Origin of the sequence: Micromonospora sp. CA-111912, assembly GCF_050948415.1 — a bacterium.
Classification (GTDB): Bacteria; Actinomycetota; Actinomycetes; order Mycobacteriales; family Micromonosporaceae; genus Micromonospora.
In genome coordinates this window covers 3,473,889-3,496,290 of sequence record NZ_CP192007.1, presented here as the reverse complement: position 1 = coordinate 3,496,290, position 22,402 = coordinate 3,473,889, and the positions used below count along the sequence as shown (strand labels likewise).

The following is a 22,402-nucleotide window of genomic DNA, read 5'->3' as shown; positions in this document are numbered from 1 at the left end:
CGCCGTCGGGCGCGTGCCACGGTCCACAGTCTCCCGCCCGGCCGGCCCGCGACCACCGACGGGGTGGCCGGCTCCGGGGAGCCGGCCACCCCGCGTCGCAGGGGGCGGTGGGGTGCCTACCGCCAGGTGTCGGTGCTGGTGCGGGTGCCGTTGGCCGGGGTGGTGAAGGTGCGGTTACCGCCGTTCTCCCAGGTGACGGCGCCGGCCGCGGTCTTCTTGATGTACTTGTACTCCACCGCCGTGTTCGGGGGCAGGTTCAGCGTGGCCCGCCAGACCGGGTAGTCGGCCGAGGAGAGCGCGACGGCGTTGGCCGGGTTCCAGCCGCCAAGGGCCGCGATGTTGCCGACGACGTAGACGTTCTGGCCGTAGGAGGTGGTGACGGTGGCGTGGAACGAGGCGGCGACCTGCCCGCCGGTGTCGGTGTCGCCGCGGAAGGTCTCGTTCACCGTGTGGGTGCCGCCCGCCGGGGTGGTGAAGGAGCGGTTGGCGCCGCTCTCCCAGGTGACGACGCCGGCCGCGGTCTTCTTGAGGAACTTGTACTCCACCCCCGTGGACTGCGGCAGGTCGATCACCGTCTGGTAGGTGTTGCCGCCCTGCGCGGTCAGCTTGACGGCGCTGGCCGGTGCCCAGGAGCCGAGGGCGGGGATGCTGCCGACGACGTAGACCTCCTGGTCGGCGGCCGGGGTCGCGGCGACGGTGAAGGTGGTGGCGACCTTGTCGGTGGGGCTGACCGTCGGGGTGACCGTGGGCGTGACCGTGGGCGACGGGGTGGCGCCGCCGGGCCGGGCGTTGACGTGGATCGCGACCGCGTTGTTGGCGGGGATGGACACGGTGGCCCGGCCGCCGGAGACGGTCACCGTGCCGCCGGCGCAGCCGGACGCGGTGGCGGGTCCGGAGACGACGTCGCAGTACTGGCCGTCGGCGAGGCCGGTGGTGAACGTGGCGGTGGTGGCGCTGCCGGAGTCGTTGACGCCGAACCAGGCACGGTCGCCCCGGTGGAAGCCGATGACGTTGCTGTTGACGGCGGTGAAGTCGGAGACGGTCTTGACCGACCGGGCGGCGTTGGCCCAGCCGACCATGCCCTTGACGCCGGTGGATTGGGTCAGGCAGTTCCAGGCGCCGCCGCAGGCGGTGTCGGTGACGTAGCCGCTGCCGTTGGACGGCGGGGACTGGTTGCGGGTGTTCCAGGAGAAGCTGTCGTAGACCGACGGCTTGCCGTGCGGGTAGGCCAGGGCGAAGTAGTTGGCCAGGGTGTAGTCGGTGCCGTTCTTGTAGGACAGTACGACCCCGTCGCGCTCCAGGTCGTGGTTGGTGACCATGGAGAAGACGTTGGCGCTGGGGGCGTCGAGGTTCCAGCTCGGGATGTTGGCGAGGGTGGAGATCGAGCCCTGGAAGGCGGACCTGAGGCCCTTGGCGTACGCGAAGTCGAGCACGTCGCCGTTGCCGATGAACGCCCGCGCCTTGAGCGCGTCGTTGCTGGCGCCGTCGAAGATCTCCTGCGCGATGTACGGGCGCTTGTTCTCGGCCACGGTGTTGTGGAGCTTGCCGAGGAGCGCCGCGAAGTCGTCCTTCTTGATGTGCTTGACCGCGTCGACCCGGAAGCCGTCGACGCCGAGGCCGATCATGTCGTTGAGGAAGGCGGCGATCTTCGTACGGACACTGTCCTTCTCGGTGTACAGGTCCGTCAGCTGCAGCAGCTCGCAGTTGGTGACCTGGGCCTCGTTGTTCCAGTCGTTGATGCCGCCGCCGGTCGGACAGTTGTCGCCCGGTCGGTGGAAGTCCCCGTTGCCGTAGGGCACGGCCGGGAAGCTGTAGCCGGGGCCGGAGAAGTCCGTGCCCGCGTACCCGACGATGGACTCGTCGTTGTTCGCGCCGGCCATGTGGTTGACGACCGCGTCGACGTACACCCGCACGCCGGCGTTGTGGCAGGCGGTGACCATCGCGGCGAACTGCGCGCGGGTGCCGAACCGGCTCTCCAGCTTGTACGACACCGGCTGGTACACCTCGTACCAGGGGTGCACGCCGTCGATGCTGTTGGGCAGGCTGACCGACTCCTGCGGCGGCGCGACCTGGACCGCGCCGTACCCGGCGGGGCCAAGGTGGTTGGTGCAGGCGGCGGAGACGGACGGCCAGTTCCACTCCCACAGGCTGGCCGTCACCTCGCTGTTGTTGAGCCCGGCGGCGGCCTGGGCGGGGGTGGCGGCGGTGGTGGCGGTCGCGATCGCGGCCGGCAGGGCCAACGCGGCGACGGCGGCGGCGAGCAGCAGGCCGCCGGCGCGGCCACTAAGGGGTGACCTCAGACGTTCCATGACGGGTGAACCTTCCTCCGGGGGTCGAAGAGGCACTGTGGATGGACGGCCGTCCAGGTAGCAAGACGATGCGGTATGGATGAAAGACTTTGCAAGACCTTTCGGCAAGATTTTTGAAACCTGCCGGCAACACGCCACCCACGCAGCCTCTCGCGCCGCGCTCCCAGCGCATCCGCGCTGCCCACTTCGGAGGGTTCCCCCTCACGCTGGACGGAATTCCTTGACATGCCCGGAGAGATCGGCGCAACCTTGCCGCAACAACTTCCAGCACTTGCGAGCAGCTTGCACGACCCCGTCGCCGCCGTGCCGTAGGCTCCGGCCGGCGTCGCGTCCCGCCCGGAGTGCGCCTCAGCTGGTGCGGTGCGCCCGCCTCAGCAGCCAGGCGGCGACGAGGCCACCGGCGAGGACGGCGACCGCGCCCACCGTCTGCCCGGACTCCGACGCGGCGCGGAAGGCGTCGGCGACCTGGGCCCGCTCCGCGTCGGTCCGGGCGGCGGCCAGCGCCGCGGGGAACGACCCGGCACCGGCCAGCGCGGCGGGCAGCAGGGCCGCGAACCGGGCGTTCAGCACGGCGCCCAGGACGGCGACGCCGAGGCTGCTGCCGACCTCCGTCATTGTGCCGTCCACGCCGGCGCCCGCGCCGGCCTTCTCCGGCGGGATCGCGCTCATCACCGCCTCCACGATCGCCGGGTTGGCCAGGGCGCAGCCGGTGCCCATGGTGAGCAGGCCGGCCAGCAGCACGCCGTAGCCGTCTCCCGGAGCGTGGGTGACGAACAGCAGGCCGCCGCAGAGCAGGGTCATGCCGACGGCGATGGCCCCGGCCGTGCCGAGCCGGTGGATCAGCCGGGCGGCGATGCCGGCGATGTTGAGCACGACGATGGACAGCGCGAACGGCACCATCCGCAGTCCGGCCTCCCAGGCCGGGTACCCGCGCACGAACTGGAGGTGCTGGGTCAGCAGGAACAGCGCGCCGGTGGCGCCGAAGGTGATCAGGACGACCCCGGAGACCGCGCCGACGAAGCGGCGGTCCCGGAAGAAGCCCATGTCCAGCATGGGGTGGGCGATCCGCCGCTCCCACCACACGAACGCGGCGAGCATCAGCACTCCCCCGGCGGCCGTGCCGAGCACCGGGGCCGAGACCCAGCCCCGGTCGGGGCCGGCGATGATCGCGTACACCACGGCGGTGAGGCCGGCCGTGGACAGCACCACCCCGCCGAGGTCGAGGCGACCGCCGGACGGGTTGCGGGACTCCGGCACCAGGAGCCCGGCGGCCACCAGGCAGACCACCACGATCGGGACGTTGACCAGGAAGATCGCCTCCCACGGGAAGCGGGCGAGGATGAGCCCGCCGACGGGCGGTCCGGCCGCGAAACCCAGCGCGCTGGCCGCCGCCCAGATGCCGATCGCCCGGGGCCGCTCGGCGGCGTCGAAGACCTGCATCGCCACGGCTAGGGTGGCGGTGACGAGCAGGGCGCCGCCGATGCCCATGCCGGCCCGGGCCGCGATGAGCTGCCCGGTGGACTGGGCGAGCGCCGCGGCCAGCGAGCCGGCTCCGAACAGGACGAGGCCGGCCAGCAGCAGCCGGCGCCGGCCGTACCGGTCGACGGCGCTGCCCGCGGTGAGCAGCAGTCCGGACTGGACCAGCGCGTACGCGTTGATGGTCCACTGCACGTCGGCGGTGCTGGCGCCCAGTTCGGCGGTGAGCACGGGCACCGCCACGGTCAGCACGGTGTTGTCGAGCACCACCGTGACCTGGGCGAGGCAGAGCACCGCGAGGATCAGCCACCGGGTGGGCAGCGGACGGGCGGGGACGGGCAGCGTCCGGACGGCGGGGTCGGACAGGCTCATGGCGCTCCTGGGCGGAAGGGAAGCGGTCGGACCGCTCAGCTCGCGGCGAGCACCGGGACGTGGAGGGCGGTGAGCGTGCCGAGGGGCGACCTCACCGTGCGCTCCAGTAGCCGAGCGCGCTGAGTTGGCGCTTGCCCACGCCGAGGGTACGGCGCAGGTGCCATCGCGCGCAGCATCAGGGATTCCCAGTTCCGTTTCACGCACCCCTCCAGTAAGGTCCACCTAAGTAAGGGGAGGGTAACCTAAATTGGAACCGTTGTGGGGGCCTGCCTCGCCGCGTGCGCCGCACGCCCGGACAACCGGCATCCGTCGCGACGCCTGGGGCGTGGCGCACCTGTGGGCGGACACCGTGGACGAACTGGCCCGACTCCAGGGCCGGGCGGCGGCGCTCGACCGGGCGTGGCAGATCGAGGTGGAGCGGTGGCGCTCCGAGGGCCGGCTCGCCCAGCACGTCGGGCCCGCCGAGGTGGGCTGGGACCGGTTCGCCCGCCGGGCCCGCCTCGACGACACCGCCCGGCGCTGCTACGCCGGACTCGACCCCGCCACCCGGCGCTGGGTCGCCGCGTACGCCCAGGGGGTCAACGACGGGCTCGCCGAGGGGGCCGCCGGGTCCCCGGAGTTCGCGACGGCCGGCTGCGCCCCCGGCCGGTGGCGGCCGTGGTCCCCGCTCGGGATCTTCCTGGTGCAGCACGTGCTGTTCGCGACCTTCCCGAACAAGCTGTGGCACGCGCACGTGGCCGCCACCCTCGGGCCGGCGGCGGCCGGGCTGTTCAGCGCCGAGCCGCCGGCCGGTTCGGGCAGCAACGCCTGGGCCGTGCCCGCCGACCCGGCCACCGGGCGGGGCCCGGTCATCGCCGGCGATCCGCACCGGATCCTCGAACTACCCGGCATCTACCACCAGGTGCGGCTGGCCTGCCCCGAGTTCGACGTGCTCGGATTCGCCTTCCCCGGCGTCCCCGGCCTGCCGCACTTCGGCCACGCCGGCGAGGTGGCCTGGGCCGTGACCAACGCGATGGCCGACTACCAGGACCTCTACCGGGAGCAGCTGCGCCGCGACGGCGACCGGGTCCTGGTGCGCGAGGCCGACGGCTGGGCGCCGGCCCGCCGCCACGTCGAGCGCATCGGGGTACGCGGCGGCGACCCGGTGCAGGTCGAGGTGATCGAAACGCCCCGGGGCCCCGTCATCGACGAGGACCGGCACACCGGCGAGGCGATCAGCCTGCGCACCCCCGCCCGGGTCGAGCAGCGCCTCGGCTTCGACGCGCTGCTGCCCCTGCTGCGGGCGCGGACCGTCGACGACGTCGCCACGGCGCTGCGCCACTGGGTCGAACCGGTCAACAGCGTGCTCGTCGCCGACCGGTCGGGGGCGATCGCCCAGCTCGTCACCGGCCTCGTCCCGGTCCGCGACGAGCGGTGCCGGCGGGAACCGGTGCCCGGCTGGGAGCCGCGCTACGACTGGACCGGCGAGTACGCCCCGATGTCCCGGACCGCAGTGACCGGGCCGGCGGTCTGCGCCAACGACCGCCGGCCCGACGTGGCGGCGCTCGGCGTCGACTTCGCCCCGCCGCACCGCGCCCGGCGCATCCGTACGCTGCTGGCGGCCGGGGCCGAGCCGTCCACCGTGCACACCGACGACCGGCTGGAGGCCGCCGTCCTGCGCGGCGCGCTCGACCGCCTCGACGCCGACGCCCTCAGCGCGCCGGCCCGGGCGCTGCGCGACCGGTTGACCACCTGGGACGGGCGGATGCACGCCGACAGCGCCGACGCCGGCGCGTTCGCCGCCTGGCGGGCGGCGCTGGCCCGAGGGCTGCACGAGCACCCGCGGCTGCGCCCGCTGCGTGCCGAGGGCGCGTACGACGAGCTGTTCGCGGCCTGGACCAACCCCCTGGGCCGCATCGGTTACGCCCTCGACGCCGTGGTGGCGGGGCTGGACCGCCTCGGCGTCGAGGTGGGACCCGTGGCCGCCGCCGCGCTGGAGGAGGTGGCGCACGGCGACCCGCCCGGCACCTGGGGGCGGCGGCACGTCCTGCACCCGGTGCACCTGTCGGTGGCCAAGGAGGTCGACGTCGCGGTGGAGGAGATGCGCGAACGCGTGGCGCTCTCCGGCGACGCCGACTGCGTGCTGGCCACGAGCAGCGTCCCCGGGCTCTCCGACGCCTGCTGGCGGGGCCCGGTCGCCCGCTACGTCTGGGACCTGACCGACCGGGCGGACAGCCGGTGGGTGGTGCCGTTCGGCGCCTCCGGCCGCCCCGACGACCCACACTTCGACGACCAGCTGCCCCGGTGGGCCGCCGGCGAGCTGATCCCGGTGGTCACCGACTGGGCGCAGCTCACCCCCGAGCAGGAGACGAGCAACCCGTGACACACCAGAAGACCGTGGCGTACCGGGAGGCGCTGCCCGACGTCGGCGAGCTGTCCCTCGTCGCCGTCGACCCGGCGGCCCACCCCAAGCTGCTGCACGGTGGTGCGGTTCCACTTCCGCGACCCGACCCGGCAACGGGTGGTGGTCGAGCCGGGCGTGCGAAACGGGCGCGCGCTGCACCGGCTGGAGGGGTCCGGCTTCGCCTTCGACGACGAGATCGACATGCCCGACAAGCGGGCGCAGCTGGCCTTCCTCACCCGGGCCCGGTTCGAGGCGGACCACCCCGATGCGGCGGCCGGGCTGAGCCGGATCGGGCAGAAAGCTTCAGGATGATCTGAGGGGTCGAAGGGTATCGACATCGACTCTCGTGACGGTATAGCGTGCCCGTCATCGTGATCGTCGATCGACGGGGCCCCCGTCCTTCACCGAGGAGTGTCGTGGCCACCTCCCCCTCCGCCACCCTGCGGCGTCGCCGCCTGCTCGGCCTACCCGCCCTGCTGGCCGCCGCGTTCACCGTCACCGCCACCGTCCGAACCGCCCCGGCCCACGCCGCCACACCGGCCGAGTGCCTGGCCGATTTGATCCAGGCGTCCTGATGGCCACGGTCCCCTGGCTCGCCGACGTGCTGCGGGCCGCGGGGGTGCAGGTCGTCGAGGAGGGCGACTGGCGCAACCGGGCACGCCCGGGCGACTTCGCCCCGATCGGGGTGCTGTGGCACCACACCGCGTCCACCTCCAGCGCCACCAACCCGCACCCGGCGCTGAACATCTGCATCAACGGCCGCTCCGACCTGCCCGGCCCGCTCTGCCAGGCCCTGGTCGACTACCACGGCGTGTTCCACCTGATCTCCGCCGGCCGGTGCAACCACGCCGGCGCCAGCCGCGGCAGCGGCCCGATCCCGGCCGGCGACGGCAACACCCTGATGATCGGCTGGGAGATCGACTACAACGGCGTCAGCCAGGAGATGACCAGCGCCCAGTACAACGCGTGCGTCGCCGCCACCGCCGCGGTGCTCACCCGCCTGGGCCGGGACGCCAGCCACGCCCGGGGCCACCGCGAGACCAGCACCTCCGGGAAGATCGACCCGTCGTTCATCGACCTCGACGTGATGCGCGCCGACGTCGCCGCCCGGATGTCCGGCGGGAGCGCGTGGAGCGCGATCGTGGACAACTCCACCGCCGGGCGGTTCACCGCCAGCGCCAACTGGGGCGTCTCGTCGTACTCGGGGCAGCGGTACGGCGCCGACTACCGCTACGCCGATCCGGTGCAGTCCAGCGACGTCGCCTGGTACCGGGTCAACGTCCCGGCGACCGGGAACTACCGGGTCGACGCCTGGTGGCCGGCGAACGCCGGCTACAACAGCGCCACGCCGTACATCGTGGCCACCACCGCCGGCAACCGGACCGTTCACGTCGACCAGCGCGCCACCGGCGGGCAGTGGCGTTCCCTCGGCACGTTCGCCCTGCCGGCCGGGGACGCCAACCGCGTCGGGGTCAGCCGGTGGACCACCGCCGCCGGGCTGGTCATCGCCGACGCGGTCCGGCTCACCCGGATCGTCTGAGGCCACCGCAGGGGGGTGGGTGAGGCGTGCGGCCCGGACCGGCGGCACGCCTCACTCCTGCCCCAACCAGGTGCGCAGCGCCCACCACCAGCGCACGGTCTGCGGGACCGGCCACCGGCCGCCCGGCTCGGCGAGGGTCGGTGGCAGCCCGGCCAGCTCCTGCAACCGGCGCAGCCGGTAGCGCACGGTGTTCGGGTGCAGGTGCAGTGCGGCGGCCGTCAGGTCCAGCCGTTGCCCGTGGTCCAGGTAGGCCAGCGCGGTCGAGGCGAGCTGGCGGTGGAAGTCGTCGGCCGGGTCGAGGGCGCCGAGCAACTCCCCGCTGACCAGCCCGGCCAACTCCGGCTGGGCCGCCAGCGCGGTCTCGCCGGCCAGGTCGACCACCCCGTGCAGGCCGCGCAGCCCGGCCCGGGCGGCGACGCGCAGCGCGGCCACGCACAGCCGGTGCAGGGCCGGGGCCTCGGCCAGCGGCCGGGCCGGGGCGGCCACCACGAGCACGGCGGCGTCGGCCAGGTCGGCGGACGGCAGCCGCGGGGACAGGCCGGCGAGCCGGTCGTCGACCGTGCCGAAGACTCCCCCGCCCCCGCAGAACTGCCGCCGCACCGCCGGGATCCGGGCCGGGTCGGTCAGGTCGGTGACCACGCAGTGGTACCGGCCGTCGGGGCGCAGCCCGAACCCGGCCAGCTCGTCCGGCCGGCCGTCGGCCGCCTCGTCGAGCAGCAGCCGCCGCAGCAGCCGGTTACGGGCGTCCCGCCGGGTGCGGACCAGTTCCAGCTCCGCCGTGTGATGGCCGTCGACCAGGGCGCGCTCCAGGGCGCTGGCGTACCGGCCGAGCTCCAGCAGGGCCTCCAGCAGCGCGGTGTCGGGTATCCCGGCGGCCCGGCCGCGGTCCAGCGCTATCTCCACCACCTTCTGCCGGCCCGCCTGCACCCCGCGCAGCAGGCCCGCGACGGAGACGCCCTGCCCGGCCCGGTCGGCACCGAGCCGGCGCGCCTCCGCGAAGTCCCGTTCGCTGGGCTCCGCCAGGCGCTGGAAGGAGGCCAGCCCGGCGGCCAACAGGGCCGCCACGTGCCGACGGTTCTCCGCCGGCGGCAGCCGCGCCACCTCCGGTGAGTGCACCCGGGCGGCCTCGACCATCTCGTCCACGACCTGCCGGTCCGCGGCCAGCTCGCGCAGCAGCGCACCGAGGGGCCCGGTCCGCTCCGTCAACGCCATCGGCCCGCTCCCCTCGCCACGGCCACTGTGGCCCGTCCACAACGACCCGGCCCGGTTTTGGCCCCCGTCGCCTACCGGGAGTCCGGCTTCGGTTGGTTTCCTTCTGTTACCGCAAAGTAACACCGCGTTCCGCGCCGCGGAACGCCACACCACGGCCGCCCCACCGTCCAGGAGCAGTCCATGACCGCAGCACCGTCCGCGCCCCCGCGCGCCCACCGTCCCCGCCCACGCCGGTACGGCGCCCTCGTCGCCGCCCTCGCCCTCACCCTCGCCGCCGCGCCCGCCCCCGCCGTCGCCGCCCCCGCCGTCGTCCCGGCCGCCGCCGGGCTGGCGGAGGTGATGTTCGTCGGCAACAACTGGGAGGGCACCGTGGACGTCATCCGCCCGCGCGGCGACTACGCCCGCCTCGGCCGGATCAACGTCGTCCCGGACAAGCAGCAGCGGCTCTGGGAGATCTACCTCAACCCCATCAAACTCGCGTTCTACCTGGGCATCCAGCAGGGGCCGGGCGAGGGGCACGACCAGCTCGTCGACGACATGTACACCACCCCGGACGGGACCGCGCTGGTGGCGTCGAGGCCCAGCTTCGCCGACGTGGTCTCGATCGACCTGAGCACCGGGGCGGTGCGGTGGCGGTTCCCGGTCTCCGGGTTCCGCTCCGACCACATGGCGGTCTCGCCGAACGGCACCCGGGTCGCGGTCTCCGCCTCCACCTCGAACAAGGTGCACGTCCTCGACATCAACACCGGCCAGCAGGTCGGCTCGTTCGACACCGGCGACAAGCCGCACGAGAACCTCTTCACCGGCGGCGGCCGGCACATCTGGAACATGTCCATCGGCGAGGTGAACACCTCCCTCGACGACCCGTCGCAGGACTGGACCAAGGGCGACCGGCACATCACGATCGCCGACGCCGCCACCTTCCAGACGGTGAAGAAGATCGACATGCGGCCCCGGCTGGACGCCTTCGGCCGCGGCGATCTCTCCGACGCCGTCCGGCCCGCGGTCTTCACCCCCGACGAGCGCAGGCTCTACTTCCAGGTGTCGTTCTTCAACGGCTTCGTCGAGTACGACGTGGCCACCGACAAGATCACCCGGATCGCCACCCTGCCGAAGAACCCGAACACCAACGAGGACCGCACCACCTGGGTCAACGACTCCCGGCACCACGGCATGTCGATCAGCCCGGACGGCGGGAAGCTCTGCGTCGCCGGCACCATGGACGACTACGCCACGGTCGTCGACCGGGCCACCCTCGCCCCCGGGCCGCTGGTCGCGGCCGGCAAGCCGTACTGGGCGACGGTGAGCGGGGACGGCCGCGACTGCGTCATCTCCGAGGCGGGCTCCGACCGGGTCACCGCGATCAGCTTCGCCACCGGCCAGAAGGTGGCCAGCGTGCCTGTCGGCGACCACCCGCAGCGGGTCCGGATCGGCCACGTCCCGACCGGTTGGACGCCGCCGGCCGTCCAATAGGCCCGGCGCACGGGTGCGGCCCGGCCGATCGTCCGGCCGGGCCGCACCGTGCTGTCGTCCGGTCAGCCGCCGAGGCTCGCGGCACCTGCGGCGATCGCGGAGGCGAAGTAGCTCACCTGGGTGTAGACGCCCGGGTAGTTGGGGCGGGCACAGCCGTTGCCCCAGCTGACGATGCCGACCTGGATCCAGGCGTTGCTGGCGTCCCGGCGGAACATCGGACCGCCCGAGTCACCCTGACAGGTGTCGGTGCCGCCGCTGGCGTAGCCGGCGCAGATCTCCTCGGCCGGGATGATGTCGCCGCCGTAGTTGGAGTTGCAGACGGAGTCACTGACGAACGGCACGGTGGCCTTGAGCAGGTAGCGCTGCTGCGCGCCGCCCTCCCGCGCCGCGCCCCAGCCGGCGATCGTGAAGGTGCCGCTGTCGTACGCGCCGCTGGTGGCGATCGGCAGGGTGGCCAGGGTGGTGACCGGGGTGGCCAGCCGGATCAGCGCCCAGTCCTTGCCCGAGCCGTTGTAGCCCGGGGCGCGGTAGACGTAGTTCGACCGGACGGTGATCCGGCTGCTGGACTGCAGGTCGACCGCGCCGAGCGTGGCCGTGATGCTGGTGTTGGTGCCCGTGGAGCCCACACAGTGCGCGGCGGTGAGGACCAGCCGCGGACTGTAGAGCGCCCCGCCGCAGCCCATCGAGAGCCGCACCATGAACGGGAACTCGCCCTGGGTGGCCCGGGTGCCGCCGACGACGTTGGGGGTGATCGTGTCGTCGGGCGCCGCGGCGGCGGGCGCGGTGAGGGTGAGGCTGCTCGCGGTCACCGCGGCGAGCGCGGCGGCCAACAGGCCGGTGAGGGTGCGCCAGCGAACCATATGTTCCTCCGCATCGGGGGACCGGCGCGCCGGTGGACGCACCGTGTTCGAGATGACGGAAATTCTATTGATGGATATAGATTTCTCATCATCCTCTCCGGGTCATACGACGGCGCTATCCACCCGTCGGGCCGGGTCCTCCGGTGAGCGGCGCAACCGGGCCTGGCCGTCCGAGCCGGGCCGGGCCGGGCCGTCCGAGCCGGGCCGAGCCGAGCCGGGCCGAGCCGAGCACCGCGGGCATCCCTCAGCCGGCCCCGAAGCAGACGAAGGCGGCGGCCGTAGCCGCGGCGGAGCCGTCGCCGTTGGCCACGAACGCGGCCTGGGCGTCGGCGAGGGCCCGTGCCGGCCGGACGCCGGCGCGCATTCGCCGGTGCAGGTCCAGCATGAGTGCGGTGGTGAGGTCGGCCGGCACCGGCAACACGGTCGCCACCAGGCACCGGGTGCCCAGCGCCAGCAGCACGGCGGTGAAGCCCAGCACCTCGTCGCCGGGGCGCACCCCGGACAGCCCCGAGTCGCACGCGGAGAGCACCACGCAGCCCGGCGGGCGGGGCAGCCGTTCCAACTCGTACGCGAGCAGCGGCCCGTCGGCCAGCTCCAGGCCGGAGAAGAGCGGGTTGTCGGCCCGGAACGTGCCGTGCGCGGCGATGTGGGCCAGCCCGGCGCCGTCCAGCGCGGCGGTCAACGCGGCGGCGGTGGCATCCGCCCCGGCCAGCAGCCGGGAGCCGGGCAGTTCGCGGGCGAGCAGCCCGACCTCGGTCCGCGCGGCCGGCAGGCGCGGGCCCGCCGCCAGCACCGGTGCGCCGTCGGGTGCCGCCCGGCCGTCCGCGCGCAGCCAGGCCGTGGCCGACGGGGCCACCGTCACCGGCCGCCCGGCGCAGGTCGGCAGGCCGGACCACGGGACCGCGTGCAGCGCCGCCGTCGGGACGAGCACCAGGGGGCGGTCGCCCAGCCGCCGGCGCAGCGGGTCGAACAGCTGCCGGTCCAGCGCCGCCGCGGCGTGCCCGACGCCGGCCCGGGCGGCTGCGGTGTCACCGGTGGTGACCAGCCGGCGCAGGCCGAAGCGATGCCGCCGGGCCTGCTCCACCGCCTCGGCGAGCGGACCGAGGTCGTGCAGGCTGGCCCGGCCGTCGCGGATCAGCACCGCCCGCAGGTGGTTTCCGTGCGCCACCAGCTCCACCAGCACGCGCGGGCCGAGCCTGGCGGCGAGCGCCGCGACGCCCGGCGGGGCCGCCACGTCGCCGCCGCCGGGCGCGCGCCGGGCCAGGTCCCGGATGCGCTGTTCGAGCCGGGCCTGTCGGCTGCGCAGCGCGTGCGTCGGCCGGCCCGCGAGCAGGGCGTCCTCCAACAGGCTGCTGACCAGGCGAAGCTCGCTGAGCGCCGCGACCAGGTCCGGATCCTCGGGCGGCAGCGCCGGCCGGGTGCGCAGGGCGTTGGCCCGCCACCGCTCCGCCCAGGCCAGGACCCGGCCGGGGGCGCCGGAGCGGACCGCGAGGTCCAGTCCCTCGGCGGCCAACTGCTGCCCGTACGCCCCGCTGTGCGCCCGCAGCTCGGTGGCGCCGAGCGAGGCCCGGTGACTGTCCAGCACGGCCAGTCCGCGCCGCAGCGCCCGGGCGGCGGAGCGGTCGTCCCCGGCGAGCCGGCGCGCCAGCGCCAGGGCGTACCACCCCTGGGCCCGGCCCGGCGCGGTGCCCCGCCGACGGGCCCGAGCCGCCCGGCCCAGCAGGGTCGCCGCGTGCTCGGTTCGGCCGAGCTCGGCGGCCAGCCGACCGGCGTCGATCCGGGTGGTCAGCGCCGGGCCGGGCCAGCCGGTGGCGTCGAGCTGGTCGGCGGTACGCACCAGCGCGGTGAGCAGCGCCGTCGAGCGGGTGCCGCGGCGGAGCTCGGCGCGCAGCTCGACGTGTCGGGCGAAGGCAGCCCAGGTGCGGCGGCCCTGGCGGCGGAAGCGGACCCGCGCCCGGGCCGCGGCGTCGGTAGCGGTGTCCAGGTCCCCGGCGAGCAGCGCGGCGCGGGCCTGGGCCAGCAGCGCCTCGGCCAGGTCGGAGGCCATCCCCCGGCGGCCCAGCTCCCGCACCGCCGCCCCGGCCACCTCGACCGCCTCGTCGAGCAGCGGCACCGACAGCAGCAGCTCGAACCGGTCCAGCAGCAGCGCCGGCCGGGGCACCGACAGCCGGCGGTACTCCTGCTCGACCTCGGCGAAGCAGCGCAGCGCGCCCACGGTGTCGCCGCGCTGGCCCGCCGCGATGCCCAGGTTCCAGCGGGTGTCGGCGGCGGCGAGTTCCAGCCCGAGCCGCTGGAAGATCGCCGCCGACCGGGCGAGGTCGTCGTCGCGGCCCCGGCCGGCACCCCGGTGGGCGTTGAGCAGACCGCGGTTGTTGCGGGCCCGGGCCTCCAGCAGCGGGTCGCCCTCGCGCTGGGCGATCTCGATGGCGAGGGAGTAGTCGCGCACCGCCTCGTCGTAGCGGCCCCGGAAGTGCAGCACCACGCCCCGCTGCATCCGGGCACGCCCGGCGTCGGCCCCGGTGAGCGGGGGCAGGGCGGCGGTCACCGCGCGCAGGGCCGCGCCGGTGCGGCCGGCGTTGGCCAGCACGTAGCCGAGACTCATCCGGGCCAGCGCGCGGGTGCGGGGCGTCGCAGCCACCCGCACCGCCCGGCGCAGGTGACGCAGCGCGCCGGGCAGGTCGTTGAGCTCCCGCAGGGCCAGGCCGACGGCCCGCTCGGCGGTGGAGCGCTCGTCGCCGGTGCCGGCACGGCCGGCGGCGAGCACCCGCTGCGCGAGGGCGATCGCCTCGCGGGGATAGCGCTGCACCGCGTCGAGCGCGGCCTGGGCCGCCCCGGCACCGGAACCGGCGCTGTCGGCCATGCCGAACAGCGTTCCCGATGAACCGTCCAGCGTCAATGCGGATGGGGAAGTGGGAATTCCACGGATCGTAGTGACGATTCACGTCATTGACATTCAACAATGGTTTGGAAGAATCGACCACGCCCGGTACGTGCTGTGGCGACCGCACCGGGGACACCGTCGATCGCGCCACCCGCAACCGCCTGGAGGACCGGTGCCGCCTGACCTCCCCCGCACGCCGCAGCCGGCCAGCCGGCTGTCCCGTCGGCGGCTGCTGGCGCTCGGCGCGCTCGCCGCGGCGGCGCCCCTGGGCAGCTCGCTGCGACCGGCCGCCGCCGCCGGCGACACCGGCGACGACGACGCGTACCAGCGCGCCTTCTCCAACGCCCTGGCCGCCGACCCGAACGTCCGCCGGCACACCGTCGTGGGCCGGGAGTTCCTCTACCGCCCCCGGCAGTTGCTCGCGTCCAATGCCGACGCCCAACGGGTCACCGCCTGGCTGCGCTCGCGCGGGCACCAGGTGACCGTCGGCGCAGGCTTCGCCGGGGTCACCCGGCTGGTGTTCGGCAAGGAGACCGACATCCCCACGGTGGTGACGGCACTGCGCAACCCCCAGCAGTGGCCAAACCAGCCGGTCCCGGCGGTCCAGCCGCACCACGTGCTGCTGGGCCTGGGCAACATCATGGGCAACCCGGGCAGCCCGCCCCAGGCCGTGGCAGCGCTGGCCCCGCCGAACCCGGCCCGGCTCGGCGAGGGCGCCGGGGTGACCGTCGGCGTCTGCGACACCGGGATCTGGCAGCAGGCCGGCGCGTACCACCCCCTGTGGCTCGGCGGCAGCTACCTACCGGAGCCGGACGACGAGGACGCGCTCTACGTCTCCGGGACCGTGCTGGCCGCGCAGGGCGGCCACGGTACCTTCGTCGCCGGGGTGGTCCGGCAGGCCGCGCCGGGAGTCAAGGTCGACCCGGAGCAGGCGCTGAACCCCACCGGCGTCGGCGACGAGGCGATGCTGGTGGCCGCGATGTCCCGGCTCGGGCCGCAGGTCTCCATCGTGAACCTGTCCCTGGGCGGCTTCACCCAGGACGACCTGCCCCCGCTGCCCCTGGTCAACGCCGTGGCCGCGCTGCCGGCGCAGACCGCCGTGGTGGCCGCCGTCGGCAACGCCGGCACCAGCCGCCCGGCTTGGCCGGCCGCCCTGGGCCGGGTGCTCGGCGTGGCTGCGGTGAGCCGGGCCGGCACCGGCATCGTGCCGGCGGCGTACAGCGGTTTCGGCCCGTGGGTGGACGCCTGCGCGGTCGGCGAGCGCGACAGCACGTACGTCGAGGGCCAGCTCCCGCTGCCGGGGCGGCCGACCCGGGTGTTCCACGGCTTCGCCGGGTGGTCCGGCACCTCGTTCGCCACGGCGCACGTCTCCGGTCGGCTGGCGGCCATGATGGTCGCCGGGGGGCTGAGCGCCGACGCGGCCCGGGTCGCGCTGCTAGCGAACCCCCGCTGGCACCCCGACTACGGGGTGCTGGTCCCGTGAGACCCTGCCCGGGTGGCGAAGGGGCACGCCGGTGAGCGACCCGACCGCCACCGGACTGGTCGTCGCCGCCGCAGGTGGGGACGAGGCGGCCTGGACCGAGCTGGTCCGCCGCTACACCCCGCTGGTGGTGTCGGTGATCCGGGAACACGGGATGAGCCGCGCCGACGCCGCCGACGTCAACCAGACCGTCTGGCTGCGCCTGGTGGAGCGGCTGGACCAGGTGCGGGACCCGCAGGCGCTGGCCGCCTGGCTGGCCACCACCGCCCGGCGGGAGTGCTACCGGCTGTCCCGCCTCGGCCGGCGCAGCCAGCCGGTCGACCCGCACGACGACGCGCTCGACGCCCGGCACGGGCCGCCGGTGGACGTGGCGGCGCCGGACGAGGAGCTGCTGCGGGCCGAGCGCGGCCAGGCGCTGCGGGAGGGCTTCGCCCAGCTCCCGCCCCGCTGCCAGGAGCTGTTGGCCCTGCTGACGGCCGACCCCCCGGTCAGCTACCGGGAGATCGGCGAGCGACTCGGCATGCCGGTCGGTAGCATCGGCCCCACCCAGGGCCGCTGCCTGCACAAGCTGCGTAACTGCCCGGCGCTCGCCCCGTTCCTCGGGGCCCGTCGCGGCCCCAACAGGAACGGGGGTGACCGCGATGGCGCCGTGGCCGCCGGTCGATGACGATGCCCTGACCGTGGAGCTGGGCGCGGCGCTGTGGGACGCCGGGCCCGTCCCCGAGGAGTTCCTGACCGCCGCGCGGGCAGCGTTCGCCTGGCGGACCGTGGACGCCGAACTGGCGGTCGCCGAGCTGACGTTCGACTCGGCGTGCGACGCCGAGCCCGCCGGGCTTACCCGCTCGGGTGGCGCGGCGCGAACCCTGTCCTTCCGCAGCGGCGCCGTGGTGCTGGAGATCGAGGTGAGCGACGCCGGCATCGTCGGTCAGCTCTCCCCGGCCCGCGGCGGTCGGGTCACCGCCCGGACGGCCACCGGTCAGTACGACGAGTCGCCGGTCGACGAGGTGGGCTTCTTCTCTCTGGGCGCTCCCCCGGCCGGCCCGGTCCGGCTCGCCGCCCGCGCCGACGGGTACGCGGTGGCCACCGACTGGGTCAGCCTGGGCTGAGGCCGCCGGCCGGCCTGTCCACGCCGGCGGCACCCTTCCTCGGATCCGACATCGCGGGCGGCGCGTGGCCGCCGCCCACGTACCGCCGTCCGGGACGCGCGCCCGTGCACCACCGCCCGGGACAGCGCCGGCCCGCCACCCGCCCGCGCACGCGCCGCCCGGGGACGCGCGGCCGGGCCCGTCGCCACCCGAAGCGGCGGTCCGACGCTGTCCCGGACGCTGCCGGACAGCGGCCCTGAGCAGCCAGGACAACCCGGGCAGGTGTCCTGGACAACGTAGTGCCTTGTCAGTCTCCCGACCGCCTCTACAGGGTGGAGGCAGCCGTGCCACACGGCCCGCCCGGCCCTGCAGCCGGGCGCCAGCGTTGCGGCACTGCGCCGCAGACGAATCGGGGGATTCGATGGTCACGGCACACCAGCCGCGCCCGACACACCGATCGATGGGAGGATCAGACGTCGACGGCCGGCCGCCGGGCATCCGGGGATACCGGCGCTTCGGCCGCCATCCCGCCCGCCCGAAGGACTACCTCGCGGTTCCCACCGACGCCGTGACCCTCGTCGCCGAGTTCGCCCCGGCCCGGCTCGGGGACGGGACCGCGGCCGATCCGGGCTCGTTCGCCTACACCGTCTACGGCCTGCACACCCGGCCCCGGCAACGGGTACGTGGGATCCGGCCGTACACCCTGGAGATCACCCTCGAGCCGTGGGCGGCGTTCACGCTTCTCGGCGTGCCGATGCACGAATTGGCAGACGTCGCCACCGACCTGACCGACCTGCCCGGCGTGCCGACGGTCGTCCTCACCGACGCGATCAGCACAGCGACCGACTGGCAGAGGCGCCTCCACGGGCTCGACCAGGCCCTCGGCCGCTGGCTGGACCGGGGGCCCCGGTGCTACCCGTACGTGCTTCGCGCCTGGCAGCTTCTCACCGGCAGCGGCGGCACGGCATCCGTCTCCGGCCTGGCCACCTCGGTCAACTGCAGCACCCGGAACCTGGAGCGCGGCTTCCGCCAGCAGATCGGGCTGTCGCCGAAGACGGCGGGGCGGGTCGTGCGGTTCCAGCGGGCGCTCCGACTGCTGGTCGGGGGCAGCCCTGCGGCCGAGGTCGCCGCATTGTGCGGGTACTACGACCAGCCGCACCTCACCCGCGAGTTCTCACGAATGACCGATCGCAGCATTTCGCGGTACCTCCTCGAACGCGGCGCCGACCCGGGTTCCGCCCGGCCCTGACGGCGCACGCCGCCCCGGCAGCCGGTCGGGTTTGTCCAAGACGATCGATGCCGCCGTGCATGAAGGTTATCCACATAACCGGCACCTGGGCTCTACAGCCCGAAATCACCATGGAGGTGAACATGTACCGACAGATCGAAGCGCTGGGCGGCAGGCTCCTCGGCCTCTTCGTCCCCCGGGTCGAGGCGGCTGCGGCGACGACGGCGGCCTGCAAGTCCTGGCCCGCCTGCTGGCAGTGCAACAAGGCCTACGGAGGCCACTGCTCCTACAACGCCCCGTGCTCGACGTGCAACAACGGCGGCTCCTACAGCTGCTTCTGCTGATCGCGCGGGCCGTGCCGGCGGGCTCTGCGATCCGCCGGCACGGCCCACCCGGGCACCGGTACGCCTCCGGGCCCGGCCCATCCGTCCCACGATCCAGGAGGTTCCGTGCAGTACCTGACGATCGGGATCCGGTTCCTGCTCGGCACGGTCTTCCTGGTCTCCTCGTTGAGCAAGGTCACCGGTCGCGGGGCGTTCGAGACCTTCGCCGCGTCGATCCGCGACCTGGGGCTGGCGCCCACCCGCACCGTACGGCCCCTCGCCGGCACCGTGGTCGCGGTCGAGTTCGCCGTCTGGACGCTGCTGGCTGTTCCGCTGCCCGTGACCGGCGTGGCCGGCCTGCTGGTGGCGGCGGCGCTGCTCCTGGCGTTCAGCGCGGGCATCGCGGTCTCGCGGCGGCGGGGCACCCGGACCGCCTGCCGCTGCTTCGGCGCTTCCACCGTCACCCTCGGTCTCCCCCACGTGGTCCGAAACGCCGTCCTCGCCGCCCTCGCGGCAGCCGCCGCGCCGGCCACGCTGGAACCGACGCCGACGCACCTCGGCGGAGCCGCACTGGCCGCCGTCGCCGGCACGGTCCTGGGACTCCTGGTGGCGGCCGGGGACGACATTGTCGAACTGCTCCACCCGATGTCCCCGGCCCCCGACCGTCACCGCGGGCCGCAACCGCACAGAAGGGGTACGAAGAATGCCGGTACTGGTCGCGGCCCTCACCCTCGTCGGGCTGATCGCCACCGTGAACCTGCTGCTCAGCATGGGCATCATCAAGCGACTCCGCGAGCACACTGAACTGCTCGGCAACCTCGGCGGAGGCCCGGCGTCCCTGGTCGCCGGCGAAGCGGTCGGTGAGTTCAGCACCGTCACCGTGGACGACCGGCCGCTGGACCGGGAATCGCTGACCGGCGAGACGGTCGTCGGATTCTTCTCACCGACCTGCCAACCGTGCAAGGAGAAGCTGCCGAACTTCATCGACTACGCGCGGACCCGGACCGGTGGTGACCGGCGGGCGCTGGCAGTGGTGGTCGGGGACGCCGAACAGGCCGCGGACTTCGTCAGCCGGCTCTCCCCGGTCGTCCGGGTGGTGCTCGAGAACCCGGACGGCCCGATGAGCCTCGCGTTCAAGACGCGGGCGTTCCCCACCGTGCTCGCGGTGGCACCGGACGACGACGGCCGGCTCGTCGTCACCGACGACCACTTCGCCCTAGACCAGCCAGCCGCCCTGGTATGAGCGGGCAGACCGACCGGGCGGCGACCGGGCCGACCAGGGCCGCGCGGGGCATCCGTCCCGCCTGGGCGCTGGCGGCCCGGACCGCCCCCGGAACCCTGACGGTGTACGTGGTGGTGATGCTGGCCGGCGGGGCGCTGCCCGTCCTCGCCGCGTGGCTGACGAAGCTCATCCTGGACGGGCTGGTCGGGAGCGGCCCGCGCGGTGGGCTCGGTGAGCTCGGTGGGCTCGCGCTCGGGCTCGCCGGGGCCGGCGCGCTCGCCGCAGTGACGCCGCAACTGACCACGTACCTGCGGGCGGAGTTGGACCGGGCGGTCGGGCTGGTGGCCCAGGACCGGCTCTTCGCGGCGGTGGACGAATTCGCGGGGCTGAGACGCTTCGAGGACCCCGGGTTCCTCGACCGGCTCCGCCTGGCCCAGCAGGCCGCCGGAGGGACGCCCGGCCAGATCGTCGACGGCGTGCTCGGTGGTGTCCGCAGCGCGATCACGGTGGTCGGCTTCCTCGGCTCCCTGTACGTCCTCAGCCCGCTGCTGACGCTCGTCGTGCTGGGAGCCGGCGTACCGGTCCTGGTGGCCGAGATCGCGCTGTCACGTCGACGGGCCCGCATGTTCTGGAACGTGGGCGGCATCGAACGGCGCGAGTTCTTCTACAGCGACCTGTTGTCCAGCGCCGAGGCGGCCAAGGAGATCCGGCTGTTCGGCACGGGCGGGTACCTGCGCGGCCGGATGATCGCCGAGCGGCGTGACGCCAACGCCGCGAAGCGGGCCGTCGACCGGCGCGAGAGCTGGATCCAGTCCGGCCTCGGCCTGCTCGCGGCGCTGGTGGCCGGCGGTGGCCTGCTGTGGGCGGTGGCCGCCGCGCATGCGGGCAGGCTGTCGGTCGGCGACCTGACCGTCCTCGTCGCCGGCGTGGCCGGGGTGCAGGGCGCGCTCACCGCCCTGGCGGGCGAGGTGGCGCGGGCGCACCAGGCGCTGCTCGTCTTCGAGCACTACACGGCGGTGACCGGGGCCGGGAACGACCTGGTCGCCGCCGCGCCGCCGCGTCCACTGCCGCCGCTTCGGCACGGCATCGAGTTGCGGGACGTGTGGTTCCGCTACTCGGAGGAGCACCCATGGGTGCTCCGGGGCGTCGACCTGTGGATCCCGGCGGGCCGGTCGGTCGCGCTGGTGGGGCTCAACGGCGCCGGCAAGTCCACCCTCGTCAAGCTGCTGTGTCGGTTCTACGACCCGACCCGCGGCGCGGTCCTCTGGGATGGTGTGGACCTGCGGGAGTTCGACGTGACGCACCTGAGGCAGCGCATCGGCGCGGTGTTCCAGGACTACATGCGCTACGACCTGACCGCGACGGACAACATCGGCCTCGGTGACCTGGCGTTGCGCGAACAGCACGACCGGGTGCGGGTCGCCGCCGAGCGCGCCGGCATCCACGACGAAGTCGCGGCCCTGCCGCAGGGGTACGACACCATGCTGTCCCGCATCTTCTTCTCGGAGCGGGACAGGGAGGACCAGACGACCGGGACCGTCCTCTCCGGCGGCCAGTGGCAACGCCTCGCCCTGGCCCGGGCGTTCCTGCGCGACCAGCGTGACCTGATGGTCCTCGACGAGCCGTCGTCCGGGCTCGACGCCGAGGCCGAGCACGAAATCCACACCTCGCTGCGCCGGCATCGCAGCGGGCGGACCAGTCTGCTCATCTCCCACCGGCTCGGTGCGGTGCGGGACGCCGACGTGATCGTCGTGCTCCGCGACGGGCGGGTGGTGGAGCAGGCGGACCACGTCACGCTGATGGCGACCGGCGGGGAGTACGCCCGGCTGTTCACCCTCCAGGCCGCCGGCTACCAGGCGACGGCCGCGGGGAGGGAGGGGGCATGACCGGCGGGCGGACCCACCAGCTGCGGCCCCGGCCGCCCACCGCCGCAGACGCCCGCCGCATCCGTCGCCGGTTCAGGTGGAGACGGGCGGCACCCGGACTCGCCGCCGGCGGGCTCGGCGCCGTGGTCGCACTCGGGGCGCTGGACACACCGTGGGCGGCCCTCCCCGGCGGCCTGTTCGCGGTCGCGCTGTTCGGAGCCGGTTCGGTCACGCTGCGGCGGCACTTCGTCGCCGTCACGGTGCGCGGCACGAGCATGCTTCCCGCCTACGGCGACGGCGACCGGGTCCTGGTACGCCGGGCCGGGACACCCGCCGTGGGACAGGTGGTGGTGGTCGAACGGCCCGCGCACGGCTGGCGTCTGCCACCGCTGCCCCGAGGCGCCTCGGCGGCGGTGATCGCCAACCGGATCTGGATGATCAAGAGGGTCGCCGCGGTGGCCGGAGATCCGATGCCGCATGGCCTGCCCGCACCGCCGGACGGGCCTGGGGGGCGCAGCGTACCCCGGGACCGGCTGGTGCTGCTCGGCGACAATCGCGCGGACAGTGTGGACTCGCGGCAGCTGGGCCTCTTCCCGACGGAACGCGTCCTCGGCGCGGTGCTGTCGGAACCCGCTCCGGGGGTGACGCGAGCCGGGACATGACCGGACACCGGGGTCACCAGCAGCTGGTATC

Annotated in this window: 18 protein-coding genes and 1 pseudogene; 14 read left to right on the top strand and 5 right to left on the bottom strand. The window is 74.4% G+C overall.

The annotated features are described in order from the left end of the window. Positions 1 to 116 precede the first annotated feature (116 nt). Together ACQPZO_RS14295 and ACQPZO_RS14290 are read right to left on the bottom strand one after the other, a co-directional pair. Positions 117 to 2,309, bottom strand: coding sequence for a carbohydrate-binding module family 20 domain-containing protein (locus tag ACQPZO_RS14295; RefSeq protein ID WP_433350509.1), 2,193 nt, complete (start codon positions 2,307 to 2,309; stop codon positions 117 to 119). Positions 2,310 to 2,657: 348 nt separating this feature from the next. After that, positions 2,658 to 4,157 (bottom strand): MFS transporter, encoded by a 1,500-nt coding sequence (locus ACQPZO_RS14290; protein WP_433350507.1) that lies wholly within the window; start codon positions 4,155 to 4,157, stop codon positions 2,658 to 2,660. A gap of 325 nt (positions 4,158 to 4,482) precedes the next feature. Between ACQPZO_RS14290 and ACQPZO_RS14285 the strand changes: the two genes are divergently transcribed. The 4 genes and pseudogenes from ACQPZO_RS14285 (at position 4,483) to ACQPZO_RS14270 (ending at position 8,080) form a co-directional block, all read left to right on the top strand. Continuing rightward, a complete protein-coding gene (locus ACQPZO_RS14285) occupies positions 4,483 to 6,519 on the top strand; it encodes a penicillin acylase family protein (protein WP_433350505.1) in 2,037 nt (678 codons plus the stop codon). A gap of 99 nt (positions 6,520 to 6,618) precedes the next feature. Then, positions 6,619 to 6,852 (top strand): annotated as a pseudogene (locus tag ACQPZO_RS14280) (GNAT family N-acetyltransferase); the annotation flags it as partial. A 104-nt stretch (positions 6,853 to 6,956) separates the two neighbouring features. Continuing rightward, positions 6,957 to 7,115: a hypothetical protein gene (locus ACQPZO_RS14275; protein WP_433350503.1), complete on the top strand. Its 159-nt coding sequence runs from the start codon at positions 6,957 to 6,959 to the stop codon at positions 7,113 to 7,115. Beyond that, the gene (locus ACQPZO_RS14270; RefSeq protein WP_433350501.1) at positions 7,115 to 8,080 is read left to right on the top strand and encodes an N-acetylmuramoyl-L-alanine amidase; all 966 of its coding nucleotides are present in this window, start codon (positions 7,115 to 7,117) and stop codon (positions 8,078 to 8,080) included. The genes ACQPZO_RS14275 and ACQPZO_RS14270 overlap by 1 nt, the downstream gene beginning before the upstream one ends. A gap of 51 nt (positions 8,081 to 8,131) precedes the next feature. Here ACQPZO_RS14270 and ACQPZO_RS14265 read toward each other — a convergent pair whose 3' ends face one another. Continuing rightward, a complete protein-coding gene (locus ACQPZO_RS14265; protein ID WP_433350500.1) occupies positions 8,132 to 9,292 on the bottom strand; it encodes a helix-turn-helix domain-containing protein in 1,161 nt (386 codons plus the stop codon). 180 nt (positions 9,293 to 9,472) lie between these two features. Here ACQPZO_RS14265 and ACQPZO_RS14260 point away from each other — a divergent pair, with 180 nt between their 5' ends. Continuing rightward, positions 9,473 to 10,765, top strand: a complete 1,293-nt coding sequence (locus ACQPZO_RS14260) for a YncE family protein (RefSeq protein ID WP_433350498.1) — start codon at positions 9,473 to 9,475, stop codon at positions 10,763 to 10,765. A 62-nt stretch (positions 10,766 to 10,827) separates the two neighbouring features. Here the strand turns inward: ACQPZO_RS14260 and ACQPZO_RS14255 are convergent, their stop codons facing one another. Continuing rightward, positions 10,828 to 11,625: a S1 family peptidase gene (locus tag ACQPZO_RS14255; protein ID WP_433350496.1), complete on the bottom strand. Its 798-nt coding sequence runs from the start codon at positions 11,623 to 11,625 to the stop codon at positions 10,828 to 10,830. A gap of 244 nt (positions 11,626 to 11,869) precedes the next feature. Further along, positions 11,870 to 14,485 (bottom strand): CHAT domain-containing protein, encoded by a 2,616-nt coding sequence (locus tag ACQPZO_RS14250; protein ID WP_433350494.1) that lies wholly within the window; start codon positions 14,483 to 14,485, stop codon positions 11,870 to 11,872. A gap of 193 nt (positions 14,486 to 14,678) precedes the next feature. Between ACQPZO_RS14250 and ACQPZO_RS14245 the strand changes: the two genes are divergently transcribed. The 9 genes from ACQPZO_RS14245 to ACQPZO_RS14205 all read left to right on the top strand — a co-directional run bounded on the left by ACQPZO_RS14245 (position 14,679) and on the right by ACQPZO_RS14205 (position 22,371). After that, complete coding sequence (locus tag ACQPZO_RS14245) at positions 14,679 to 15,989, top strand: S8 family peptidase (protein WP_433350493.1); 1,311 nt, start codon at positions 14,679 to 14,681, stop codon at positions 15,987 to 15,989. Positions 15,990 to 16,020: 31 nt separating this feature from the next. Beyond that, on the top strand, positions 16,021 to 16,653 hold the full coding sequence (locus ACQPZO_RS14240; RefSeq protein ID WP_433350491.1) for an RNA polymerase sigma factor: 633 nt from the start codon (positions 16,021 to 16,023) through the stop codon (positions 16,651 to 16,653). Next, a complete protein-coding gene (locus ACQPZO_RS14235; RefSeq protein ID WP_387024260.1) occupies positions 16,628 to 17,092 on the top strand; it encodes a hypothetical protein in 465 nt (154 codons plus the stop codon). The genes ACQPZO_RS14240 and ACQPZO_RS14235 overlap by 26 nt, the downstream gene beginning before the upstream one ends. 439 nt (positions 17,093 to 17,531) lie before the next feature. After that, positions 17,532 to 18,320, top strand: coding sequence for a helix-turn-helix domain-containing protein (locus ACQPZO_RS14230; protein ID WP_433350489.1), 789 nt, complete (start codon positions 17,532 to 17,534; stop codon positions 18,318 to 18,320). 122 nt (positions 18,321 to 18,442) lie between these two features. Beyond that, positions 18,443 to 18,643 (top strand): hypothetical protein, encoded by a 201-nt coding sequence (locus ACQPZO_RS14225; RefSeq protein WP_405096531.1) that lies wholly within the window; start codon positions 18,443 to 18,445, stop codon positions 18,641 to 18,643. A gap of 105 nt (positions 18,644 to 18,748) precedes the next feature. Then, positions 18,749 to 19,426 (top strand): MauE/DoxX family redox-associated membrane protein, encoded by a 678-nt coding sequence (locus tag ACQPZO_RS14220; protein WP_433350486.1) that lies wholly within the window; start codon positions 18,749 to 18,751, stop codon positions 19,424 to 19,426. Then, a complete protein-coding gene (locus ACQPZO_RS14215; RefSeq protein WP_433350484.1) occupies positions 19,326 to 19,865 on the top strand; it encodes a TlpA family protein disulfide reductase in 540 nt (179 codons plus the stop codon). Before ACQPZO_RS14220 ends, ACQPZO_RS14215 begins: the two co-directional genes overlap by 101 nt. Then, entirely contained in the window at positions 19,862 to 21,730 is a 1,869-nt protein-coding gene (locus ACQPZO_RS14210) for an ABC transporter ATP-binding protein (protein WP_433350483.1), read from the top strand. The genes ACQPZO_RS14215 and ACQPZO_RS14210 overlap by 4 nt, the downstream gene beginning before the upstream one ends. Further along, on the top strand, positions 21,727 to 22,371 hold the full coding sequence (locus ACQPZO_RS14205) for a S26 family signal peptidase (RefSeq protein WP_433350481.1): 645 nt from the start codon (positions 21,727 to 21,729) through the stop codon (positions 22,369 to 22,371). Before ACQPZO_RS14210 ends, ACQPZO_RS14205 begins: the two co-directional genes overlap by 4 nt. Positions 22,372 to 22,402 lie beyond the last annotated feature (31 nt).